At 59.9% G+C, this 1,433-nt stretch carries 1 protein-coding gene; it reads right to left on the reverse strand.

Annotated elements, in window-relative coordinates; all coding sequences use genetic code 11:
* A partial coding sequence (locus VBE63_RS29270) for a S8 family serine peptidase (RefSeq protein WP_323686490.1) occupies positions 1-1,433 on the reverse strand: 1,433 nt, incomplete at both ends.

Raw genomic sequence — 1,433 nt, forward strand, 5'->3', positions numbered from 1 at the left:
CCGCACACGATAATCATAGCCAGTCTCGGAAGCGACACTGGTGTCGCTGTAGCCTTGCGTATCGGCTGCCAAGCTATCCAGTCGGCTCCAACTCCCGCTACCCGAAAGGGCACGCTCAACCTCGAATCCCTGTTCGTCGCTGGCGTTGTCGATCCAGTTGAGATCGATCTGGCCGGCAACTGTGGCCGTCGCACCCAGTTGAGATGGCGCCAACGGCGGATCACCCAGCTCGGTCTCTGACCAGATCGAGAGTTGATCAATGGTGATCGTATCCAAGGAAACATTCCCAGGCGTGCGATCGGTATCGGTCACGCGGATCGAGACCGTCCCCGAGGTCTCCGGCGGGAAGAGGTAGCTATAGGTGCTACTGCTTTCGCCGCCGGCAATGGTCAGCATGGACACGAATGGGCCGCCGTTGACCGAGTAGCTGAAGTCAAAGCTGTCACCATCGCTAGACACGGTCGACCAGGCGTTGAGGCTGAGTATGGCGCTGCCAGCCGGAACCTGGAAGTGCCAGGTGTGCTGCAGGTAGCTGTAGCGGCTTGCTGGCCGTCCGCCCGATGAGCGCTCGGTGATGCTCTGGGTCACCGCATCGTCATACCAGGTGTCTTGATAGGTTCCAGACACCGTCCCTGCTTCAGCGGTCTCGCCATTGCTGAGGATCTCCTGACCGCTTGGGACGGGATCGGTGGTTGCCGAAGCCGTATTCGAGACCTCCGATGTACCGGCGCTGTTGAAGGCAAACAGGCGATAGGCATAGGTGGTTTCGGCGTCCAATCCGGTATCGCTAAAGGCCTGGGTATTCGCCGCCAAGCTGTCGATCTGGGTCCAGGTGGCGCCGTTATCTTGGCTGCGCTCAAGCTTGAAGCCATCTTCGTCATTCGCGGTGTCGGACCAGGCCAAATCGATCGCAGAATGAGAAACCGTCATCGCCGATAGGCTCGCTGGCGCACTCGGTGGAGAAGTCGGTTCCCACAGGGCCTCGTTGGCGTTGACGATGCCGCCAGTCAGCGTTTTCCCAGCAAGCGAGCTGAGCGGGCGCACCGATGCGAACAGTCGATCCTTGAGTTCGGCATAGCCCCAATTCGGATGCCTGTCGAGCAGGAGCGCGGCAACACCACTGACATGCGGCGCGGCCATAGAGGTTCCGCTCATATAGACATACCCATTATTAGGATACGTGCTAGCGATATCGACGCCTGGAGCGCCTAGATCGACGCTGTTAGCACCATAGTTGGAGAAGCTGGCCAGTCGGTCGCGGTTGTCGGTTGCGGCGACGGATATGATGTTGCCGAGGTCATAAGAAGACGGATAGCTGGCCGTTGAGTCCGTATCCGCTCCAGCGTTACCGGCTGCGGCGACGAAGAGATGCCCGGCTGCGCCCGCGCTCTTGATCGCGTCATACAAACCCTGCGAAAAGCCGCCACCACCCC

Origin of the sequence: Lamprobacter sp. (genome assembly GCF_034860625.1) — a bacterium.
In the GTDB taxonomy this organism is placed as follows: Bacteria; Pseudomonadota; Gammaproteobacteria; order Chromatiales; family Chromatiaceae; genus Lamprobacter.